Source organism: Psychrobacter sp. ASPA161_9 (assembly GCF_051970275.1).
Taxonomy (GTDB): Bacteria; Pseudomonadota; Gammaproteobacteria; order Pseudomonadales; family Moraxellaceae; genus Psychrobacter.
On sequence record NZ_JBEFNI010000001.1, the window covers coordinates 742796 to 765661 of the forward strand.

17 protein-coding genes and 2 riboswitches are annotated in these 22866 nt (G+C 41.9%); of the genes, 8 read left to right on the forward strand and 9 right to left on the reverse strand.

Annotated elements, in window-relative coordinates; all coding sequences use genetic code 11:
• Window positions 1–28 precede the first annotated feature (28 nt).
• A complete protein-coding gene (locus ACTQ9S_RS02805) occupies window positions 29–349 on the reverse strand; it encodes a YcgL domain-containing protein (protein WP_068036543.1) in 321 nt (106 codons plus the stop codon).
• A 337-nt stretch (window positions 350–686) separates the two neighbouring features.
• Window positions 687–814, forward strand: a riboswitch (glycine riboswitch).
• A 55-nt stretch (window positions 815–869) separates the two neighbouring features.
• A riboswitch (glycine riboswitch) is annotated at window positions 870–1025 on the forward strand.
• A 165-nt stretch (window positions 1026–1190) separates the two neighbouring features.
• Here ACTQ9S_RS02805 and gcvT point away from each other — a divergent pair.
• The 5 genes from gcvT (at window position 1191) to ACTQ9S_RS02830 (ending at window position 7924) form a co-directional block, all read left to right on the forward strand.
• A complete protein-coding gene (gcvT, locus tag ACTQ9S_RS02810; RefSeq protein ID WP_350657028.1) occupies window positions 1191–2366 on the forward strand; it encodes a glycine cleavage system aminomethyltransferase GcvT in 1176 nt (391 codons plus the stop codon).
• A 160-nt stretch (window positions 2367–2526) separates the two neighbouring features.
• Window positions 2527–2907 (forward strand): glycine cleavage system protein GcvH, encoded by a 381-nt coding sequence (gene gcvH, locus ACTQ9S_RS02815; protein ID WP_068036548.1) that lies wholly within the window; start codon window positions 2527–2529, stop codon window positions 2905–2907.
• 205 nt (window positions 2908–3112) lie between these two features.
• Window positions 3113–3925, forward strand: a complete 813-nt coding sequence (locus tag ACTQ9S_RS02820; protein ID WP_350657027.1) for a nitroreductase family protein — start codon at window positions 3113–3115, stop codon at window positions 3923–3925.
• A gap of 129 nt (window positions 3926–4054) precedes the next feature.
• Entirely contained in the window at window positions 4055–6955 is a 2901-nt protein-coding gene (gene gcvP, locus ACTQ9S_RS02825; RefSeq protein ID WP_068036551.1) for an aminomethyl-transferring glycine dehydrogenase, read from the forward strand.
• A gap of 294 nt (window positions 6956–7249) precedes the next feature.
• Entirely contained in the window at window positions 7250–7924 is a 675-nt protein-coding gene (locus ACTQ9S_RS02830) for an esterase/lipase family protein (RefSeq protein WP_350657026.1), read from the forward strand.
• On the opposite strand, the gene ACTQ9S_RS02835 is transcribed toward ACTQ9S_RS02830, so the two are convergent.
• The 4 genes from ACTQ9S_RS02835 to ACTQ9S_RS02850 all read right to left on the reverse strand — a co-directional run bounded on the left by ACTQ9S_RS02835 (window position 7914) and on the right by ACTQ9S_RS02850 (window position 11872).
• Window positions 7914–9245, reverse strand: coding sequence for a ribonuclease D (locus tag ACTQ9S_RS02835; protein ID WP_350657025.1), 1332 nt, complete (start codon window positions 9243–9245; stop codon window positions 7914–7916). The genes ACTQ9S_RS02830 and ACTQ9S_RS02835 overlap by 11 nt on opposite strands.
• A 220-nt stretch (window positions 9246–9465) precedes the next feature.
• Complete coding sequence (gene recR / locus ACTQ9S_RS02840; protein ID WP_350657023.1) at window positions 9466–10059, reverse strand: recombination mediator RecR; 594 nt, start codon at window positions 10057–10059, stop codon at window positions 9466–9468.
• 107 nt (window positions 10060–10166) lie between these two features.
• On the reverse strand, window positions 10167–10496 hold the full coding sequence (locus ACTQ9S_RS02845; protein ID WP_068036555.1) for a YbaB/EbfC family nucleoid-associated protein: 330 nt from the start codon (window positions 10494–10496) through the stop codon (window positions 10167–10169).
• Window positions 10497–10588: 92 nt separating this feature from the next.
• Window positions 10589–11872 carry an O-succinylhomoserine sulfhydrylase gene (locus ACTQ9S_RS02850; protein WP_350657022.1) on the reverse strand — a complete coding sequence of 428 codons (1284 nt, stop codon included), beginning with the start codon at window positions 11870–11872 and terminating at the stop codon, window positions 10589–10591.
• A gap of 515 nt (window positions 11873–12387) precedes the next feature.
• Between ACTQ9S_RS02850 and ACTQ9S_RS02855 the strand changes: the two genes are divergently transcribed.
• From ACTQ9S_RS02855 to dusA, 3 genes are all read left to right on the forward strand, one after another.
• Window positions 12388–14031, forward strand: coding sequence for a phospholipase D family protein (locus ACTQ9S_RS02855; RefSeq protein WP_068036557.1), 1644 nt, complete (start codon window positions 12388–12390; stop codon window positions 14029–14031).
• 231 nt (window positions 14032–14262) lie between these two features.
• On the forward strand, window positions 14263–15537 hold the full coding sequence (locus tag ACTQ9S_RS02860) for an MFS transporter (RefSeq protein ID WP_227514159.1): 1275 nt from the start codon (window positions 14263–14265) through the stop codon (window positions 15535–15537).
• Window positions 15538–15669: 132 nt separating this feature from the next.
• On the forward strand, window positions 15670–16641 hold the full coding sequence (gene dusA / locus ACTQ9S_RS02865) for a tRNA dihydrouridine(20/20a) synthase DusA (protein WP_350657021.1): 972 nt from the start codon (window positions 15670–15672) through the stop codon (window positions 16639–16641).
• Window positions 16642–16697: 56 nt separating this feature from the next.
• On the opposite strand, the gene ACTQ9S_RS02870 is transcribed toward dusA, so the two are convergent.
• The 4 genes from ACTQ9S_RS02870 to ACTQ9S_RS02885 all read right to left on the reverse strand — a co-directional run bounded on the left by ACTQ9S_RS02870 (window position 16698) and on the right by ACTQ9S_RS02885 (window position 22785).
• Window positions 16698–17489, reverse strand: coding sequence for a CPBP family intramembrane glutamic endopeptidase (locus ACTQ9S_RS02870; protein ID WP_350657020.1), 792 nt, complete (start codon window positions 17487–17489; stop codon window positions 16698–16700).
• A gap of 67 nt (window positions 17490–17556) precedes the next feature.
• Window positions 17557–18444, reverse strand: coding sequence for an alpha/beta fold hydrolase (locus ACTQ9S_RS02875; protein WP_440453640.1), 888 nt, complete (start codon window positions 18442–18444; stop codon window positions 17557–17559).
• 135 nt (window positions 18445–18579) lie between these two features.
• Window positions 18580–19641, reverse strand: a complete 1062-nt coding sequence (sppA, locus tag ACTQ9S_RS02880) for a signal peptide peptidase SppA (protein WP_068036563.1) — start codon at window positions 19639–19641, stop codon at window positions 18580–18582.
• Between the two features lie 168 nt (window positions 19642–19809).
• Window positions 19810–22785 carry a ComEC/Rec2 family competence protein gene (locus ACTQ9S_RS02885; RefSeq protein ID WP_350657019.1) on the reverse strand — a complete coding sequence of 992 codons (2976 nt, stop codon included), beginning with the start codon at window positions 22783–22785 and terminating at the stop codon, window positions 19810–19812.
• Between the last annotated feature and the right edge of the window lie 81 nt (window positions 22786–22866).

Sequence of the window (22866 nt, forward strand, 5' to 3'; positions counted from 1 at the left end):
GGCAGAATTATAAGTGCCTAGCCATAACCTAGTCGTAAATATTATCCTGAGACTCGCGAGCGCGCAGTTCTGCTTGACGGCGCATCACATCTTGCGGTGGCACTTGGACAAAATACCCTTGTGATTTTAGCTTCGCCAATACTTCTTCCTTGTCGACGCGGGCAAGCTTTGGCGTCGTTTCCAAATCCAGATGTATAACGAATTTACTCATACCTAAACTGGCTCGAAAGTCTTTTGGCAATACACCCAACCAATCCTTGATTTCATCAGTATCATCAGGATAATCGGGACGCGCGATATAGACATACATATCGTCATGTTTGGGAAATTTATAAATATCACAATGCATAGAACACCTATCTAACACTAAAGTTTAAAGCAAATTGCAAATTAAAGTAGTCATGCAACATACTTATGGATAATAGGATTATAGCCTATCATGATTCACTTTATTATCAATACTCGCTTTCAATGGTAGCTTTTTCACAAAGCAGCCAGCTCTTTCCCTACTACTTATATTTTGTATTAGCATTTATTATTACTAACGAATGAACTATCAATGAAACTTGAAGCATGATTTAGGGCATATTTGACGTTCAAAACCAGCAGAAAAGCGACTTTTTATGAAATTATTGGCATTAATCTAATTGATGACTTGTAAAACAGCTATGAACCTTTCATAATAAAAGCGTTTTTCAGGAGAGAGTTTTTTGGCAGAAATGAGCGCTCATTGTGCGCTATTCATACTGTCATACGACCACCGAAGGCGCATCTACCCTGCCAATCGCTCAGGTAAAAGGACTGAAAAACGCATGCCCCCACTGTTTATTTGCATTTTTTATTTTAATTTTGCAATCATAAACAAGTGGCATAACAAATCTGGAGAGTGGTAAGGACGGACGACGCCTTACCCACCGAAGGGGAGAAAATACGACACTACACGCTCTGAGCTCATATTGAGTGCATAGCCTCTGATAAACAGCTGTCGTATTGAAAATCTCAGGTCACAGGACAGATAGGGCTTTTGCTTAAACGGACGTTACGCGTCTGTTTGGCTCACTGCTTTATGTTTTGTGTTACCCTTTGTGGCAATGTTTGCACCCTGCAATCTTGCTTCTCGCTACTGTTACGACGCTCATCAACCTCGTGCTTTTTACAAAGTACTGATGACGTACACACAAGGATTTGTTATGACCGATACTAGTTCTCAAGACAATAATAGCCAAGCTCCTCAACGTACACCTCTATATCAGTCTCACGTCGATAGTGATGGCAAAATGGTGGATTTTTCTGGCTGGGAGCTCCCAATTCATTACGGCTCACAAATCGAAGAGCATGAGGCAGTACGTACTGATGCTGGGATGTTTGACGTCTCACATATGGTAGTGGCTGACGTCAAAGGCGCTGAAAGCAAGGCATGGCTACAAAAACTACTAGCAAACGATGTCAATAAACTAAAAACCGTTGGTAAAGCCTTATACTCGCCTATGCTTAATGAGCAAGGCGGCATCATTGACGATCTTATTGTTTACTTGATGAATGCGGATGAAACCGAATATCGTATCGTGTCAAATGCTGGTACCCGTGATAAGGACATCGCTCACTTTGATAAAGTTGCTGAAGCTTTTGAGGTTGCTATTACCGAACGTCCAGATCTTGCTATGCTTGCCGTTCAAGGGCCAAATGCAGTAGCAAAACTGGCACAAGCTAAACCAAGCTGGGCTGATATTCTTGACGAGCTTAAGCCCTTTGTTGGTGCTGACCTTACTGATATAGAAGGTAAAGATTGGTTTGTCGCTCGTACTGGCTACACTGGCGAAGATGGCGTCGAAGTCATTATGCATGCTGATGATGCGCCCGCATTCTTTGAACAGTTAAAAGCTAATGGCATTAAACCTGCTGGCCTTGGTGCGCGTGACACCCTACGTATGGAAGCTGGCATGAACCTCTATGGTCATGATATGGACGAAAATATCAGTCCTTATGAGTGCAACATGGGTTGGACACTGGCACTAAAAGACGAGCGCGACTTTGTTGGCCGTGAAGCAATGGTTAGCAAACGTCAGCAAGCAAAAGATGACAGCACTGCGATGAAGCAAGTTGGTTTACTACTGACTACCCGTGGCGTTTTACGTGAAGGCATGGAAGTGACTATCAATCAGGGCACAGATAATGAGCAAAAAGGCATCATTACCAGTGGTACGTTCTCCCCTAGCCTCAAAAACTCTATCGCTATCGCACGCGTTCCAGCCAGCTTATCAGACGACGATAAAGTACAAATCGACTTACGCGGTAAAGGTAAGTTCGTAGATGCTCGTGTCCTTAAGTTACCATTTGTACGCAATGGCAAGCAGCAGTTTGACTGATTTTAATATTGACTAAGCTTAACGAATACTGTTTGATTGTGGGTTAATCGAAACTTTCAACGACCAAAATGATAACTTCGATTAACCACAGCCTATTATTGGCTTTTATGATTTCTTAATATGTTTTATTATCCAGCCTCTATCACTTAGGAGAGACACCATGAGCAATGTTCCAGCAGAATTAAAATACATCGCCAGCCATGAATGGTTACGCTTAGAAGAAGACGGTACTATTACCGTTGGTATCACTGACCATGCCCAAGACTTGCTTGGTGACGTGGTGTTCGTTGAGTTACCAGAAGTTGGTGACACTATCGTCGTTGATGATGAAATCTCAGTGGTAGAATCAGTAAAAGCGGCATCTGACGTTTATGCTCCTATCTCAGGTGAAGTCGTCGCAGTCAACGAAAGCCTTGAAGATGATCCTGAAATCATCAACTCAGACCCATACGGTGAAGGTTGGTTCTTTAGAATGAAGCCTGACAACATGGATGACTACGAAGCGCTACTAACGGCTGAAGAGTACCAAAACGAGCTGTAAGCTTCTAAAGTATTGAAGCTAGTAAATAATACTAGCTGTCCAAAAACTGCAGATATTAGCGTCAGCTGGTATCTGCTTATATTTAGTAATATACAGACAACCTAATTCAACGAATAAACTAACTGTTGTATGACTTTATTCGTATCACGCTACGATTACCTATTTTTATAGTTCTTTATACTAACGCTATGTTTTGGAGCCTCATATGAGTCAAGCAGATTCTAACGCCAATCATACTGATGCAGCCGATACGCATAGTACTCATGTGGACAGAAATAAAACAGCTAATCTAGCAACACCTAGCTATACGCCGCAACTGCAAGCCTTTCGTGAAGTTATAGAATCACGTCGTTCAGTACGTCGTTTTACGGATACCACTATTCCTGATGGTGTGCTCGCAGAATGCCTACGACTGGCCATGCTAGCGCCAAATTCTAGCAACTTGCAGCCGTGGGAGTTTTATGTAATTGATAGTACAGATAGCCGCAAACGTGCTGTCAAAAACTGTATGAATCAAAATGCAGCAAAAACATCTGCCCGCTTAATTGCCGTTGTCGCCCGTACTAATATTTGGCATGAGCATGCTCAGCAAGTTTTACGTGAATACCCTGATAAGCCTGTACCAAAAAAGGTCAAAGACTACTACACCAAGGTGGTAGCAGTAGACTTTTTACGTGGTCCGGTGAATACAGTATCTGCAGTTAAATGGGGCGCTACCCAAGTATTCAGACAAGTAAAAGGTCCGATAAAATCGCCCTACTATACTTCTGAAGATATCAAAAACTGGGCGACCAATAATACTGCATTGGCTGCTGAAAATCTGATGCTAGCACTGCGAGCACACGGTTTCGATAGCTGTCCTATGGGCGGATTTGACGAGCCTGCGATGAAAAAACTGCTTGGACTTAGCGATGATCATCACGTTGTCATGATGATTGGTGCAGGTGAGCGCTCTGACAAAGGTATTTATAACTCGCAGTTCCGCTTTGACCAAGACCAGTTTGTCCACTATGTTTAACTGATTGCCTGATTCGGCCTATAGCTTTTCCTTGATTTAGTGATTATTAAATTAAAGTTACCGTCTCAATTTTGCTCTACCCTTTTATCCTAACTTATTACTTTTTTATCCAGTCTATTAAGGATTGTCATGACTAATTCTCAAAAACCTACCTTTGATACTTTTAAAGGTTTATTTAATGAAACTGAATTCGTTTATCGTCACCTAGGTTCTAACGATACCAAGCAAGCCGATATGCTAAATGCGATTGGCTATAACGACATGGCAAGCTTTATTAATGATACGGTCCCTGAGCCAGTACGCATACATAAAGAATTAGACTTGCCGCTCGCGATGAGTGAGCATGCAGCCCTTGCCAAACTACGTGCCATGGCTGATAACATTACGGTCAACAAGAGCTATATCGGTCAAGGTTACTCGCCTGTGCGTATGCCAGCCGTTATTCAACGTAATGTGCTAGAAAATCCAGGTTGGTATACTGCTTACACGCCTTATCAAGCTGAAATCGCTCAAGGTCGTCTAGAAGCATTGCTTAACTTCCAACAAGTTTGTATTGATCTGACTGGACTTGAGCTTGCTGGTGCTTCATTACTTGACGAAGCGACTGCCGCTGCAGAAGCGATGGCAATGTCAAAACGCATGAGCAAAAGCAAATCAAACCAATTCTTCGTTGATGACCGTATCTACCCACAAACGCTAGACGTTATCCATACCCGTGCTAAGTACTTTGGTTGGGAAGTTATCGTTGGTGATTTTGAACTGGCAAAATCTGGTGATTACTTCGGTGCACTATTTCAGTATGTTGGTAAAGAAGGCGATGTCAAAGATTTAACGGACGTTATTAGCGCCGTTAAGAAAAACAAAACCTACACATCAGTCGTCAGCGATATCATGAGCTTGGTGTTATTAAAGTCACCTGCTGATATGGGTGCAGACCTTGCATTAGGTAGCACGCAGCGCTTTGGTATTCCTATGGGCTTTGGCGGTCCACACGCTGCCTATTTTGCTTTCTCTGATAAAGCAAAACGTTCAGCACCTGGTCGTATCATTGGGGTCTCAAAAGACTCGCAAGGCAACACTGCCCTACGTATGGCGCTACAAACTCGTGAGCAACATATTCGCCGCGAAAAAGCCAACTCAAATATCTGTACCTCACAAGTATTGCTTGCCAACCTTGCTGGCATGTATGCCGTCTATCATGGCCCAAGCGGTGTGAAGCGTATTGCTACTCGTATTCATGCGTTCGCAACTGCCTTCGCTGATGTTATTAGCAATGCAGGTAGCGACAACCAATTAAATGTCGTCCATAAGCAATTCTTTGACATGGTTGTGGTTGATTGCGGTTCAGAAAAGATGGCAACTCAAATCTTTGAAAATGCAGACAATGTTGGCTATAACCTGTGGCGTCTGAGCGATAGTAAACTGGGTGTATCGTTTAGTGAAATTAGTGATGAAAAAGACTTTAATGTCTTAACTCAGCTTTTCGTTAGCAAGTCGCATAACTTACCTGAAGCGGCCAGTGTATCTTTAGATGCGGCGCACTTACGTACAGATGATATATTAACGCATCCAGTATTTAACTCGCATCATACCGAACATGAAATGCTACGTTATTTAAAGTCGCTTGAAGATAAAGATTTGGCGATGAACCGCAGTATGATTCCACTCGGTAGCTGTACAATGAAGCTAAACGCTACTAGTGAGATGCTACCTATCACATGGCCTGAGTTTGCAAACGTGCATCCTTTTGCACCGCGTGACCAAGTAAGCGGCTATATCGATATGATCGATAGCTTACAAGAGCAGCTAAAAGCTATTACTGGTTTCGATGATGTTTCTATGCAGCCAAACTCTGGCGCATCAGGTGAATATGCAGGTCTTCTTGCTATCCGTCGCTATCATGAGTCACTAGGTGAAACTGACCGCGATGTTTGCCTCATTCCTCAATCAGCGCACGGTACTAACCCTGCTACAGCAATGATGATGGGCATGAAAGTCGTTGTGGTCAGAACTGATGATAACGGTAACGTCGATATCGACGATTTAACGGCTAAGTGTGAAGAGCACAGCAAAAATCTTGGCGCTTTGATGATTACCTACCCATCAACGCATGGCGTGTTTGAAGAAGGCATCCGTAAGATTTGTGACCTTATTCATAAGCATGGTGGTCAAGTCTACATGGATGGCGCTAACATGAACGCTCAGGTTGGTATCATGCAGCCTGCTGACGTTGGTGCAGATGTACTACATATGAACTTGCACAAGACATTCTGTATTCCACATGGCGGCGGCGGTCCTGGCATGGGTCCTATCGGTATGCAGGCGCATTTGGCACCATTTATGGCCAACCATACCATCAGTCCAGTCCATAACGCTCAAAAGGACTGTTCAGCAGTATCAGCAGCACCGTATGGTTCAGCGAGCATTTTACCAATCTCGTGGATGTATATCGCGATGATGGGCCGTGATGGCTTGCTTGAAGCAACCAATCTGGCGCTATTAAATGCCAACTATGTTGCCTCTCAGCTTAAAGACCACTACCCTGTTTTATATACTGGTAAAAATGGTCAAGTCGCGCATGAATGTATCATTGATATTCGTCCGCTAAAAGAAGAGACGGGCATCAGTGAGAGTGATATCGCTAAACGCTTAATGGATTATGGCTTCCATGCACCAACGATGAGCTTCCCAGTATCAGGTACGTTGATGATTGAACCAACAGAGTCTGAATCTAAAGAAGAGCTAGATCGCTTTATTAGTGCCTTAAAATCTATCAAAGCTGAAGCAATGAAAGCTAAAGCAGGCGAAGATAATTGGACACTAGAAGACAACCCATTGGTCAATGCACCGCATACAGCTTCTATGATTACTGATAGCGAATGGACGCATCCATACAGCCGTGATACTGCTGCGTTCCCGCTACCTTATGTCCGTGCTCACAAGTTCTGGCCAAGTGTGGCACGCGTCGATGATGCTTATGGTGATAAGAACCTGATGTGTTCTTGCCCAAGTATCGAGAACTACATGTAGTATTTGATATACAAAAAGTCGTCTCAATACATTGTCTTATATAAAAACAAACCTCCAAGTCAGTAGCTGATTTGGAGGTTTTTATTTTGTTTACTATTTATGTATATAATATTTATAGTCAGTTCAACATAAAACAAGTACGTTCAAAATAGCGTTATGCTGGTATAAATTTTAAACTAAATCGACTATAACATCACCGATAAACAATCCTATTATTTAGCGATATAATAAAAGCTGAAGGCGATAGAAATTAGCTTAACTCACTGTAATAAAATAGCTTTTTTGGACAATATCATGCAACAGAAAAACCGGGTCATTCTTATTCATGGCTTACATCAAACCGCATGGATTATGCGGCCATTGGCTAAACGCTTACAAGCAGCAGGTTTTGATACTCATCAATACAGCTACCGTAGTATGCGTGATGGCATCACAACCAATAGTCAGCGTCTCAATACATGGCTTGAGCATAACCATCATCCCGACCTGCCGATAGATTTGGTCGGGCATAGTTTAGGTGGCTTGATTATTCGCGATTTTGTTTATCATTACCCAAAGTGGCAGATTGGACGCTGCGTGACCCTCGGGACACCGCATGTTGGTAGCGTTTGTGCCGATTACATTTGGCGATTGACCCCTATTGTCGTAGGTCGCTCATATGTTGATGCATTGGATGGGACGGTTGCGACATTGCCAGAACATGTTACTTTGGGCGTGATTGCGGGCAATAAGCCCTATGGCTTGGGGCAGCTATTTTTGCAATATCATAATCGCAAGCTGCGTAAAGCAGGCCGATCGCAACTTGAGCAGGAGCTTGTGCATGATGGGACGGTATATGTAAAGGAGACTAAAATTGATGCTGCTACTGACCATATTGTCATGCCCGTCTCACATACAGGCATGTTAGTTAATGAGTCAGTGGCGGCGCAAACAGAATATTTCCTACAGTATGGAAGATTTAAACGTTGATACCCATACCTTGCTGCAATTCTGTTTTATGCTTTTTAATGACAGGAATTAAAGTTTGCATTACCCAATCATTGCGCCAGCCCTTTAAGCCTTGCGGTAGTTCTGCTAAATCTTTATCAAAGGCAATCACTTCGTAAAGCTGCCCCAGCCATTTTTTGCGCATAAGCACGTTAGCTGGCACGCCAATTTTTTCTGCTTGTGCATCTACCGCTTGTTGAACGGCTTTTGACAGCACTTTATTTTTAGAGCGGTATGGCGGTAGTAAGCACTCTGGATGCTCAACAGGCGCTAGGTTTTTTGCTTCTTTGATGACCTTTAGCAACTCTTCACCATAAAGACGCAACATACTACGGTGAATTGTTGTCTTATGGGCAAGCTCACGCATACTGGTTGGCTTTTCGGTGATAATCTCACGCACTGCTTGTTTTTTAATCACAAAAGTACGCGGCTGATTGGTCGAACGTGCCAGCGCTTCACGCCAAGTAGCAACCGCTTGCAATATCGCCATTTGTTGCGAATTATAGCGATAATCTGCCATCGTTAAGTACATGGCCTCATCTTCTACATGCTGCGTTTGGTATAGCTCATAAGCATACAACTGGCAATCTGCCCATACATATTCAAACAGACCTTGTCTTTTTAACTCATATTCAAGGCTCAAATATAGCGCTGGTAAAAAACGTACATCATCAATTGCATATTGCTCTTGCTCATCTGATAATGGGCGTTGCAACCAATCAGATTGACTTTGTTCTTTATCAATATGCATATCCAACTGATCATCAAGTGCTTGCTGATAGCCCATTTGTAGCTGCCCAGTTAAATAAGATAAGGCAATCTGCGTATCAAAAATATTGGTCAATGGCGGACAACCAGATAGTAGATAAAAAATACCTAAATCTTCTCCGCAAGCATGCCAAATTGCAACATCAACTTTACTTAGCGCTTGCCAAAGTTCAGCTAATTGTAACTGCGGCGCATCTAACAAATAAATATGATCGCCCGTATTTAGCTGCACGAGTGCCAAACGCGGATAATAAGTATCACGCTTGATAAACTCAGTATCTAGAGCTACTCGTCCACAAACCTCCAAGGCCCTAATGACTTCGTCTAATTGCTCTTGTTCCCGCACCCAAGTGACAGACGCCTCATCCGCTACATCTAGTAATGCATCAATATCTGGCTCGGCAGGCACTGCTGCTAAATTAGCAACTGCGCGCATCTGGCTATCATTAACACTTTCAGTCGGGTTAGATTGCAAATCACTATCTTGAGAATAGTGGGTTTGGGAGGTTGAATCAAAAGAGCTAAGGTCAGACACGGGCAGATACCTGCATAGATAAAAGAGAATAAAGCGCTAACAATAGCGCTTAGAGATAGAAAATTAAATTATTATAGCAAAACACGATACTTAGTTTGAAATGCTTAGTTCAAAACGCTTAGTATAACAACACCAAGTATAAAATGATAAATAAGCGCTTAGAAATTTAAATTCTGAGAGCTGCTATGTACCAATCCAAAAGATACATGACTTATTTTTATTATAAAAAAGAGCGATTTTGTAGAGCTTGCCCAAGAGTCATACTATCAAGATATTCAAGTTCACCGCCCATAGGTACGCCTTGTGCCAAACGCGTGACTTTATTGACGTGACGACTGACAGCCTCACTAATAAAGTGCGCAGTCGTCTGACCTTCAACAGTAGTACCCGTTGCCAGTATGAGCTCTTCGACTGGTTCTTGTTTGACGCGCCATACCAATTGGTCAATATTTAAATCATCAGCGCTGATACCATCAATCGGTGACAGATGCCCACCTAAGACAAAATAGCGTCCACGGTAGCCTGCAGTCTGCTCAATTGCCATAACGTCAGCAGCGGTCTCGACCACACACAGTATCCCATCATCGCGTCTTGGATCTTGGCACAGCGGGCAAACTGCATCATCACTAAAGCTATGACAACGCTGACATTCAACGATATCACGCATTGCCTCATCAAGTGCTTGAGCAAGTGCCATACCTTGTGGACGTTTCTTAGTGAGCAGATGTAACGCCATGCGCTGAGCGCTCTTTTGACCGACACCCGGTAAAATACGCAGCTGTTTAACCAGCTGATCAAATTTGGCTGTAAGCAAAGTTGCTTCCTTTATCTATAAACCGTAGCTATAAAAATGGGGTCGCATCCTATAGATAACAACCCCATTATTGTCTTCAATATGCAGTATTTACCGCAAATTAAGGCTTAGAATAAACCTTGCATACCTGGTGGTAGACCCATGCCTGAAGTCGCGCCAGCCATTGTTTCTTCGTATAGCTCATCTGCTTGACGAACCGCATCATTGATAGCAGCAGCGATTAAGTCTTCGATCATATCAGGCTCATCTTCAAGCAAGCTTGGATCAATACTTAAGCGCTTGACCACATGACGACCAGTCATAGTGACTTTTACTAGACCACTACCCGCTTCTGCATGGACTTCTTTATTAGCTAAATCCTTTTTTGCCGTCTCAACATTAGCTTCAACTTTCTTTTGCATCGTTTGTGCTTGTTGCATAAGTGCTTGAATGTTCATAATTGCCTCTTTCTTTTATAGTAATGAATGATAAATGATGAATAGCTGTTAATCATAAAATTGATACGATAACGTTGATTATACCGTCATCTTTATAAACTGTCTAAACCACGTGCCAAATCTTTGATAATATCTTCTACATCTTCTAGACCTACCGACAAACGGATAAGCCCATCTTTGACACCAGCCTCAGCGCGCGCCTCAGGTGTCAGTCGAAAATGAGTTGTGGTCGCAGGATGCGTAATGGTGGTTTTGGCATCCCCTAAGTTGTTGGTGATAGAGACCATTTGAGTCGAGTCGATAACATGCCAAGCAGCAACCTTTGGATCACGGCTATCCGCATGAGCAGATGCCTCAACTTCAAAACCCATGATGGCGCCATAGCCTTCATTCATATGATGTTGACGCTTGGTAAGCTCGTGAGATGGGTGATCAGAGAGTCCTGAAAAGTGCACTTTACTGACGTTAGGATGACTGACCAAGAACGCTGCTACTTTATTAGTATTGGCACAGTGAGCTTGCATACGTAATTTAAGTGTCTCAAGTCCTTTGGTAAAGACCCATGCATTAAACGGACTCATACTGATACCGCCTGAGCGCACAACTGTAAATGCCTCTTGCATCAGCTTATCACTACCGACCAGCGCACCACCCAATACTCGACCCTGCCCGTCTAAGTATTTGGTTGCAGAATGAATCACCACATCAGCACCCAAATCTAATGGGCGTTGCAGCGCTGGCGTAGCAAAACAATTATCAACGACTAGTAACACATCATTGGCTTTACAGAGCTGACTTAAATAACCGATATCACAAATCTGTGCCAAAGGATTGCTCGGGCTTTCGCAATAAATCACTTTAGTATTTGGTTGTATGGCATTTGCCCATGCATCATTATCGAAACAATCGACGTAGCTAACCTCAACGCCGAACTTAGCCATATAATTATTAAACAGCCCAATAGATGAGCCAAATAATTGATTGGCGGCAAGCAGATGATCGCCTGCCTTTAAGTAGGCTAAGCACATGGTCAAAATTGCGCCCATGCCTGAAGCTGTAGCGACAGCGCGCTCGCCATTTTCAAGTGCTGCTAAACGACGCTCAAAGGTGCGCACGCTAGGATTGGTATGCCGTGAATAGACGTTACCAGTCTTGGTGCCATCAAAATGCGCGGCGGCATCGCTTGCTGAAGTATAGACATAAGAGCTGGTAGTAAATATAGGTTCGGAGTGCTCGCCCTCGTCAGTACGGTGTTGCCCTGCACGAACCGCAATGGTCTGCATACCATAATCGAGGCCTAAATCTAAGGCATCATTACGCCAGTTTGGATCTAATTTATTTAGATTACTTTCATCTTGCACTTGCGACTGACTCATAAGTTTTCCGTTGCTATGGTGAGTATTGAGATTACTGCTTATCTTTCTAATTATAGATTGATGAAGGCGTTTATCATATCATGCCACTATATTTCAGACATTAGATTTCAGTTAGTAGGTTTAGTTAGTAGGTTTAGTTAGTAGGTTTAGTTAGTAGGTTTAGTTAGTAGCTTTCAGGTATCGCTGCTAACTACCTATATCTTTCAAGACAGCTAAAATTGATGATTAGTTTTGAGTATTCCTAAAAGGTTATTTTTGAAAACTATCTTGCCAAGCAATAGAGCTTAAGATAAGTTGTCGCTTCAACTCGATCAATATCTCAGTCTAAGAAAAATAACGTATTTTTAATAGGCAGATATTGCGACACCTGCTAAGCTAAGCAGCGATTTAATTCGTGTTCTAAACGTTGCTATTATATAGCTCATAAACAATGCTATTATTACTCTACATTAGTCTGTATAAATTCCAGTATATTTTTAAGCTCACTTTTTTAAGCTCATTAAGGTAAACCAGTTATGTCGATGTTAAGTATAGAGCCAAGCAGCTTGACGCTGAGTCTAACACTTGGACTAACCTTAGGCCTTAGTGGATGCCAAAGCTTGCCAAAGCAGCCACATTTGCCTGAAAGCCAAGCGCTATCAGCGCGCGTTAATGCTTTATACCAACAAGACAGTAGCCTAGACAGCTCTCAAAGTAAAAATACTGACATTAGTAATACCGACTTGGTTGCAGCCATTAGTGAACAAAATGACATTCACCCTGAGTTATCAGGCTATCATCCGATTGTAACTGGTGCGAACGCTTTTGCCTCACGTAGCATTTTGACTGATATGGCTACTCGCAGTATTGATGTGCAGTACTATATTTGGCATGACGATCAGGCAGGTCAATTACTATTGAAAGACTTATGGGAAGCAGCTGAGCGCGGAGTTATTGTACGCTTGTTGCTCGATGACTTTAATAACGATGCAAAATTTGATCAGCATTTACTGCGTTTTGCCAGTCATCCAAATATTGCTGTACGTATTATTAATCCTTTGATGCACCGCAAGTTCCAAGCGATGAACTTTGTCACTGGCCTACCACGTATCAACCGGCGTATGCATAATAAAAGCATGACTTTCGATAAGCAGATTACCGTTATTGGCGGTCGTAACATTGGCAATGAGTATCTTAGTAATGATCAAAACAGTCAATTTGCTGATTTAGATGTGCTGCTCATCGGCAAAGTAGTTGCAGATATTGATAATAGCTTTATGAGCTACTGGTCAGCACCGATATCCTTCGATATTGAAACGCTGGTCACTCTAGATAAAGGGACTACCAGTAATTTTTTAATCGGTTTAGATAAGTTAGATGAAGATGAAAAGAGTAGTTCACGCAGCAGTTTAGCTATCTACAAAACAGCTATTGAAGACTCCTCTATTGATGTTGATTTGGTCAATAAACGCGTGCCATTTCGTTGGACAGACATGCAGTTTTTGAGTGATGACGTTGGCAAATTGACCAAAACAGTTCCTACCGACAGCAACTTGGTTCATCAATTACGTACCTTATTAGGCAGTCCGTCTAAAAAACTCACTATCATTTCATCGTACTTTGTCCCAACTAAGGATGGAGTAGATACTCTAGTACAGTTGGCAGAATCAGGTATCGATATAAAGATTTTGACCAACTCTTTTGATGCTACTGACGTGACTGCAGTGCATTCTGGTTATAGTAAATGGCGTCCTCACTTGCTGGGTGCTGGTGTCAAAATATATGAGCTAAAATCGACTGCTAGTGAAGAGAAACGCGAAAATAAATTATGGAAAGCGCGCAGTCAGTCATCAACCAGCTTACATGCTAAGACTTTTGCTGTAGATGACCATCAGGTCTTCATTGGCTCTTATAATGTTGATCCACGTTCAGCCAATATTAATACTGAAATGGGTGTAATTATCAATGATGATGAGCTAGCCAGTCAGTTGCATGAGGCGCTTAGTGATGATCTATTGAGTCAAGCTTATGAAGTAAAGTTAATAGATAACAATCAATTACAGTGGCATACCATCGAAGATGGTAAAAAGGTGGTTTATAATTCAGAGCCACGAGTAGGTTTCTCTGACCACGTATGGCTCACTATCATGTCTTGGCTACCTATCGACTGGCTATTATAAAATTTAAAACTGTTTAATTTCTAAAGATGTCCTTAAATTGGTTAGTGAGCTTTCAAGCAAAATCCTCTTAGCTTAAAACGTTCTAATTTATTTTTTCGGCAAATCAGCATCTAATTATGTTGGTTTGCCGCTTTTCATTATGGCCGGTTATCTCCATGATGACCGTCTTAACAACCACTTTAATATGTGGATGCGTGATCTATTATGCCGTCTCGTTCTCAATATGCACTAATGTCTTCTAAAGACAAAAATATCGTTCTATTTATCTGCTTTTGCAGCGCTATTGCTTTTTTCGACTTTCTGATCTATTTATATATTGCAGACATTGTGTCCTCTGCTTTTTTCCCCGCTAGTACCAATCCTGATGTTCTAAAACTTCGAGGAATTGGGCTTTTTGCCGTGGGCTATTTGGCACGACCGCTTGGTGGCATCATTCTTGGTCGATATGGTGATATCAAGGGCCGTAAGCCGACTTTATTAATCAGTATGCTGATCATCGCAGGTAGTTTGCTGGCAATGGCATGTTTGCCAACGTATGCACAATGGGGATTAGTAGCTCCAGCCTTATTTATAATATTAAGGCTTATACAAGGCATGGCGTTTGGTCTTTATGTGCCATTAGCTTGGGTTTTTGTGGCAGAGCATGTACCACGGCAGTATTTATCAGTTGGCTGTAGTTATGTGACCGCCAGTTTTTTTATAGGTGTGCTACTCTCCAACGCTTTTTTTGTATGGCTGACTGGTTCTATGACTCCTGAGCAACTAACCACTTATGGTTGGCGCTTGCCATTTTTTGTTGCAGCGGCCATGAGCTTTTTGCCATTATTGGCATGGCGCTTTATTGACGAGTCACCGTTTTTTTTAGAGATGAACAAGTCAAAGCCTAGTAACTATGTTGCCAAACCATTCACATTACTCTTTAAGCATTGTAAACATTCAATATTTATCGGCATGATGTTAACTTTGATTATTTCTAGCATTACTACCGTAATCGTACTATTGCTCCCAGATTTGATTGAATTGCGCTTTAGCTTGGACAAAGATTTGTTTGGGTTTTCACACAGCTTAGGTATTGTGTTTATGATTTTTGGTTGTGTGTTTTATGGAATACTATCTAACTATCAAAATTTCGGTAAAATTTTAGTCGCTGGTTCTATCTTACTAATCGCTCAAATGTTTGCCTTTTTTTACCATATGCAGGCTGGTGGCGATTATATTTTAATCATGTATGCACTCTTAGGATTTTGTGCTGGCATTGTTGGAATGGTGCCAGCTATTTTCGTACAGTTATTTCCGACCAATGTACGCCTAACAGGAATGGCGTTTTGCTACAACGTGACCTATGGTATTGTAGGCGTATCAGTACCTTTTGGGCTTGGCTATGCCACTACGTTTGTAAGTTTTTCACCAGCACTGTACATCGCTTTTATCGGCTGTATTGGAATTATTATGGGGGTTTATTTTTATAATTTGCCCGAATATAAAAAAATCAATCAGCTTATTTAGCATCGGTATTATTCAACTTACCTATTATTCATTTTTATAACTTCTTTGTTTAAAAGTTGAGTGTAATAATCTTTTTAACCCATTGCATCCAATATAAATATTTAAAAAATAAAATATTAAGGCTTAACAACCATGGTTGATATGACCAATAAACGACTCTCAGTCGCACCGATGATTGACTGGACAACGACAGATTATCGTTACTTTGCGCGGCTCTTTAATCCGCAAGTTTATTTATACACCGAGATGATCAGTACCGGTGCGTTAATCCATGGCAACCGTGCGCGGCATTTACGCTTTGATGCACTTGAGCATCCTGTTGTATTGCAGCTAGGAGGTGCAGACACTACCGAAATGACTCAGTGTGCTGAATTTGCCCAGCAGCATGGTTACGACGAGGTCAATATCAATGTTGGCTGCCCCTCTGACCGCGTACAGCATAATAAGATTGGCGCTTGCCTAATGGCAGAACCCCATACGGTCGCTGATTTAGTGAAGCACATGCAGGCTGCTGTCGATATTCCAGTGACGGTTAAGCATCGCATTGGTATTGATGATTTTGACAGTTATGAGTTCATGGCAGATTTTGTACAAACTGTGGCCGCTGCTGGTTGCACGCGCTTTATCGTTCATGCACGTACCGCATGGCTACAAGGTCTTAGTCCTAAGCAGAACCGTGAGATACCGCCGCTACGTTATGATGATGTCTATCGTCTCAAGCAAGATTTTCCAGAGCTTGAGATCGAAATTAACGGTGGTATCGATACAATAGCCGATATTGCAGCGCACTTGCAGCACATTGATGGCGTTATGATCGGACGAGCCTTTTATCACAACCCTTATCTATTAGCAGAAGCCAATGGCTTATGGGGGCAACCTGTACCCAAGCGCTCAGATATTTTAGCGCAGCTGTATCCATATCTGGATGAACAGGTCGCAAAAGGTGAAGCACTCTCTACGATGGCGCGACACTATTTAGGACTGTTCCAAGGAATGACTGGCGCACGCAAGTGGCGACAAGCGTTAAGTGGTAAGCCTCATTTAACGATTGAAGACATCAAGCAGGCAGCATCGGAGGTTCTACAGTTAAACCCTGATGCGTAGTTTGTCTTGGGTAAGACTGTTTTGATTAAACTTATTTTGGCTAAACAGATTTTTGACTAAGCCACTTGTGCTAAATACTGCCACATAGCAACACCATTATTAATAATGTGTAATAGCATTGGCAGTATTAGCGAGCCTGACTTGATCCGCGCGTAGCAAAATATAAATGCTAGTACTACGATAGTAGTGATTTCATAAATACCATATTGCAGATGAATAATGGCAAATATAAGGCTAGTCACGATACTCGCTACCAGTGTACCGCGCTGCTTCGAATATGACGTTGCAGCAAACTGCTCAGCAATGGCTGACCATAATATACCGCGAAAAACCAACTCTTCATATATCGGTGCGACAATCACCATTGCAAAGATTAACAACCACACTGAACTGACAGATTGATATAAAGGATCTACGAAGACCAGTGGTGATTTATCCAACAAGTAAGTCAATGCCTGACTGCCAATCATAAATATCAATAGCAATCCAAGCACACCCATGCCGACTGCTATTGAGAACGGTTTGAGTGCTAAATACTGACGCATGTCACCAGATTTTAAGCGCACAATCAAATAGCTGAGTGCCATTAGTAACACGCAGCTAATAATAATCGATGCGCTTACTACTGTCCCATCATTACTACCAAAAAAGAATATATCACCCACTGTTGAGTTTTTGACGATGGGCAACCATAGCTTGCCAGCGATATATATCCCAATCAATTGACTGCCAAAAAAAGCGATGACCATCCCTATAACAAGTAGGAATGCACCTAAGCGTGAAAATAATGGTAAACGCTTAGACTGCAGTGTCAATACATCGTTCGAAGCGGTGGCATGGTTTGGCATAACGTTATGACTCAAAACGGTAAACTGTCAATTCTAATAGAAAATTAATATTAATAATATCTAGCCTTTACGTTGGCAGTTGCTGCTTAATTAATGTTAATACCTGTAATGCTACAGACTCTGGATGCTCAAGTGGAAACATATGACCACCTGCATGCGTTTCGTAAGGAATACCCAGCCGTGTTTGTATTTGCTGCGGGAAACGACGCTTTAAAAATATACTATCTTCTCCAATAATTAGCGTAACTGGCGGTTTAGGCCTGCGATTAGGAGATAACCAGTACCAAGATGGATTGGTACGAAACACAGCAACCTCACTGTCTTTAGGGATTGCCAACGTTACTTTACCATCTGCGCGCTCACATAAGCCATGCTGAATATAGCCCTCAAAACTACGTTCATCAAAATGCTTAAAAAAACCTTTATGACGCATCTTCTTGTAAGCATCTGCACGACTGTCCCAAACGTCACGACGATTCTTAGATATTCCGGATGGTGACAACTTATCCATCATGCGATTATCCATCAGGGGTAGCTTGTCAGCCGCCTTTGCCACATGCCAAATCAAACTGGACTTGCCATAAATCCAAGGCGGGTCCATGAGTACCGCTTGACTAAAGATTTCGGGTGCACGGTATAACGCCTGCAAGGTACACATAGCACCAAGTGAATGCCCAACTCCTATCACTTGCGTAACACCATGTTTTTCGCAGGCAGTCTGTGCACTATCGATAATCTGCTGGGTTAGACTGCGCCAATGATTATCAACAGGATAATTTGGATCTCCACCTAGCATCGGTATATATTCAATCGTAAAAAACTCAGCCAACTTCTCAAAGAATGGTTGATAGACCGCACTTGGCATCCCATTGGCATGGGCAAAATGGATGACCGGCTTCTGGGTTATTTTGGATACAGGCAACGATGCAAAGGTCTGCAAATTGATTTCACTCATGACAGGCTCTCATTGGTTCATATTATTATTTGGTACGTTATTTAGAATTATGAAACATCATATATAACTAAGGCTGAGCATAACTATATGCTCAGCCTCAACAATCATACACATTAAATATAAAACATAAAATGCTTAACGCATTTGCACGTTACCATCTTCTTGCGGTAATACATCAAGATTGATACTTGAACCAACGCCTGCGCCTAGTTTGACTGCGAAGCGATCCATAAACATTTGGAACGGATCCATCGGCGTATAGTTAACCACATTGTCTAATTTTAAATCTCTTTCCAAACTTGCAATACTACCAGTCTTGTCGGCTAATCCTAAAGCTATCGATTGCTCACCAGTCCAAAACAATCCTGAGAATAGTTTGTTGTCTTCTGGATTTTTCAAACGGTCGCCACGACCTTCTTTTACGGCATTGATAAAGTGCTTATGCGTATTAGCGAGGACTTTTTCGACATGTTGCTCTTCGTAGTTACTTAACGGACGTGACAGGCTCAAGATATCTTTATACTCGCCAGCCGTGATAGTACGATCTTCAACACCTACTTTGTCCATCAGGCTTTCGATATTATAGCTTGGCATAATGACGCCAATAGAACCCACTAAACTTGATGGATTAACATAAATCTCATCTGCAGCTGATGCAATATAATAAGCACCAGATGCACCAATATCACCAATAACAGCATAGAGCTTCTTATCTGGATACTCTTGACGCAAGTCCATCATGGTTTGCCAGATTTCATCTGATTGTACCGGAGACCCACCAGGTGAGTTAATCTCTAGCGCTACCGCTTTTGAGTTGTTATTTTCAAAGGCGCGCGTCAATGCTTTGCTAATGTCATAGGCATTGGCAGCGTCAGCGTTACTTATCGTCCCTTGTAGTTCAACTACGGCTAAATGTGGCTTACTGGTATCAATTCCGTCCAGACCAGAGGGCGCTTCACTAGTGCAACTACGACCTACCGTTAAAAATAACAATAGGATATAACCGAAAGTGAGCAATTTGAAAAAGATACTCCAACGCCTTGAGCGGCGCTGCTCTTCTACACTGGCTAATAAAGTTTTTTCAATGAGACGCCATTCTTGTCCACTTGGCTGATTAGGCGAGATTTGCTGCGATGTTACCGGCTGATTTTCTGAATTATCAGGACGTTTATTAGGGTCTGGTGGCCAGTTGGGCATATAACTTCCTAGGTAAGAAACAATCTAAAACAATAAAAAAATGGTCTAGAACATAAATATAGTAAAAATTGAAATATATGAATATTCTGTCTTAATATGCCACTAAGTATGGTGGTATTTTAGTCATGGTTCAATAGTGAAACCGTGAATTATCATCATATTATGATGTTAGGGCGTGTTGAAACTCAATGCTACTTCTAAGGGATTATGATCGTGAGTAATTATTTCATCAACCTGTTGGCGCTTTAGTACGTCAGCAGATATCTGCGATGCGCTGTGACCAAGCCACTGTATAGGATAACTTGAAGTCTTGTCATTAGTAAATGACTCAGCTGAACACAGCAATGACCACATGTGCCAAATGCGCTGGTGAGTATCAGCATCCAAGATAATACGCGCTTTATAAGACTTGTCTTGTTCGTTTTGTTTATTTTGATAAGGACTTTGTTGAGTAGCTTGTAATGTCATTGGATTAAGTATCTGAGTAGTTGCAAGCAGGGATTGTTGTGGGTCGTTAGCGTTATACCGAACCACACGTATTGGTTGCTGACTGTCAATTGCTATGGTGCAATCCCAAACGCTATTATCCTCTATTTCACTCCAGCCTGTCATAGCATGCAGTGTTAAAGCACCATTAGCCAGCTGCCAATTCTTACCTTGCTCGCAATTTTGAGCACTGATCGTTGTTTTTTTCGTAGATTGATTACTGTCTAGATATGACTGTTGGTAGGCCGTCCAGCGTTCATGACGTCCTGCTTGCCAATATTGATTGGTAGGTATACTTTGACGTAGCTGCAATACAGTCATTGGTAGCAGCTGGGTATTAGTCTTAGCATTACTACTATTTCCATTCTTGCTAGGGAATGTTCTCATTAGTGCTGTTGCATTGGTTTGTACGACGATACCTTCTAAATGCTTAATCGATAAAGTCCGTAGCTGTTGCTCTAAACTTGCGGTCAACTTATCTGCAGTCAGTGCGCTTGACATCGTCCTTTTATCAAATGGTCTATGATCTGCTAAAAATAGCCAGCTAACGTTAGCTGAAATCAATGTACTGTTATTGCTATTGCTATTTTTTTTATCAGTCTTATCATTTACTACTGGATATTGCAGCACCGTAGCGCTCAAATATTGATCGCCAGTTGGTAGCACATATAGGGTTGGCGTTATCGCTAATGACTGCTGATTGGCATACACCGTCATCACTAATAAGCTCAGTGGCGGTAGTGCTAGCCAGCGACTGATAAGCCCGCGCGGTAGCAACCATGGCAACATAGCCAATAAGGCCATTAATAATATAGCCATGTTCACTGGTGTATATAACCATGCATCTGATAGTGATGGTAACGAGGTTAACCACATTATTAGTTCATGTAAGCCTGCGACTATCATACTTACCAATGACCAAATACTATCAGCCACCGCAGGCAGTACGAGATAACAAAGTCCTGCTAACAGATTCAATGGGACGATTATCCAGCCGAACAAACCAATAGCAAATAGGTTAATGACTAGCCCCCACAACGATGCCTTACCAAATAATAGCAACGTTATCGGTAGCAGCGCGATAAATAACCAAAACTGCAGTTTGAATATGCGTTTGCCCGTTATCCATAATTGCGTGAGAAAAATATTGCTTGTACGATTATCATGACTAATACTAGGTCGATACTGCTGTGGCAAAACTGATTTGTCTTGCTGGTGCGACATATCATCATATTTAAGCAATAATGCTACTGCGATAAAAGATAGCCAATAACCTGCCTGCCATAACACATAAGGATCATGCCATGCCATCAGCACTGCCAGTGCTAGCAATACACGCATAGTACTAATCGGTAGTAGCGTTAATCGTACCAATCCTACTATCAGCAACATCCAAGCAGTACGTGCAGCTGGTACATCAAAACCTGTAAACAAAGCATAGATAAAGGCGGCACTAATCATGACCCACCAGCGCACTTGCCAACGCGGTATAACACGATATAGCGCAGACCCCATGCGATCGACTAACAATACGGCTGCACCTGCGAGCATAATTGCTAAAAACAAAACATGGGTGCCGGAAATAGCCAAAAGATGGGAGATACCAGCCAGTTGGTATAAATCTTTAGTGTCACGGTTAATTAAACTGCGATCACCGGTGAGCAAACTCAATGTTACTGCTTTTGCTTGCTGCTCAGCTATGGTTTGCGCCGCCCAGTTTTGATAAAAGTGTTGTCGCAGTTGCCAACGCCATTGGTCAATGTGAGTACGCAAACGTTTCAAGAATGATTCAGACGCAGAATTCGAAGCTGACGCACTGTCTAATGAATTAACGGGTGTTCCAATCGCAATGATAGTCGCCATACCATCAATATGACGACTACGTAGCCAACGATAGCTATCAAAACCTGTTGGATTATTGATTGCTTGCTCGGAGGTAGCTAAAGGCATAAGATTCAAGGTCATTAGCAGCTGATCGCCAGGCTGTAAATTATTGAGATCTGATGTCTGCTTATTATTAGATGATTTATTAGAATAGGCATTGAGTAATACGCGATATTCTAAACCTACACCAGTGTCATCATATAAATTCTTATCATGTAAATTACTATTGCTTAGGCTATTATTAATATAATCGCGTGTTTGTGCATGTAAATCTTGAGAGGTTAATTCGGAGACTAATGGCGACACGGCTTGTAAGGTTGCCACTTGCCGATAGCCACTGTTTATTTCAGGATTATAGACGCTATCGCTGATACCTTCGATAGTAACCAACGCTTGAACTCGCATAGGTTCATCAATTTTCGTACTCTCTGTTTGTTGATAGCCAGACAAAGCTTGCAGTGCACTGCCAATAATGAGTAGGCCTACCAATATAATCACCAGCAGATAACGGATGAATTTAAAAGGCAAGGTTGTATTCTGTGCTTTATATTTGAGAAGAGAGCTATTAGTTAAGTTAGTTGATAGCGGTAACAATGCATTACGCTGAATAACGAGAAGTAAGATAACCGTCGTTAAGATTAACAAGAGCCAAATTGTAGAGCTCACTACGAGCGAATTTAACGGTAGAGCCATATCTTCAACAAGGTTCAATGTTGCTATCGTTAATGTCCCTATCATAACTACGATTATTGAAATGCCAACCAACCAATACACCAGCACTCCTTGCTTGATAGTTTATTAAATAAATTTTAGCTTGATGCAACTTGCAACCTTCTGTATAAGATGGCAAGTAAC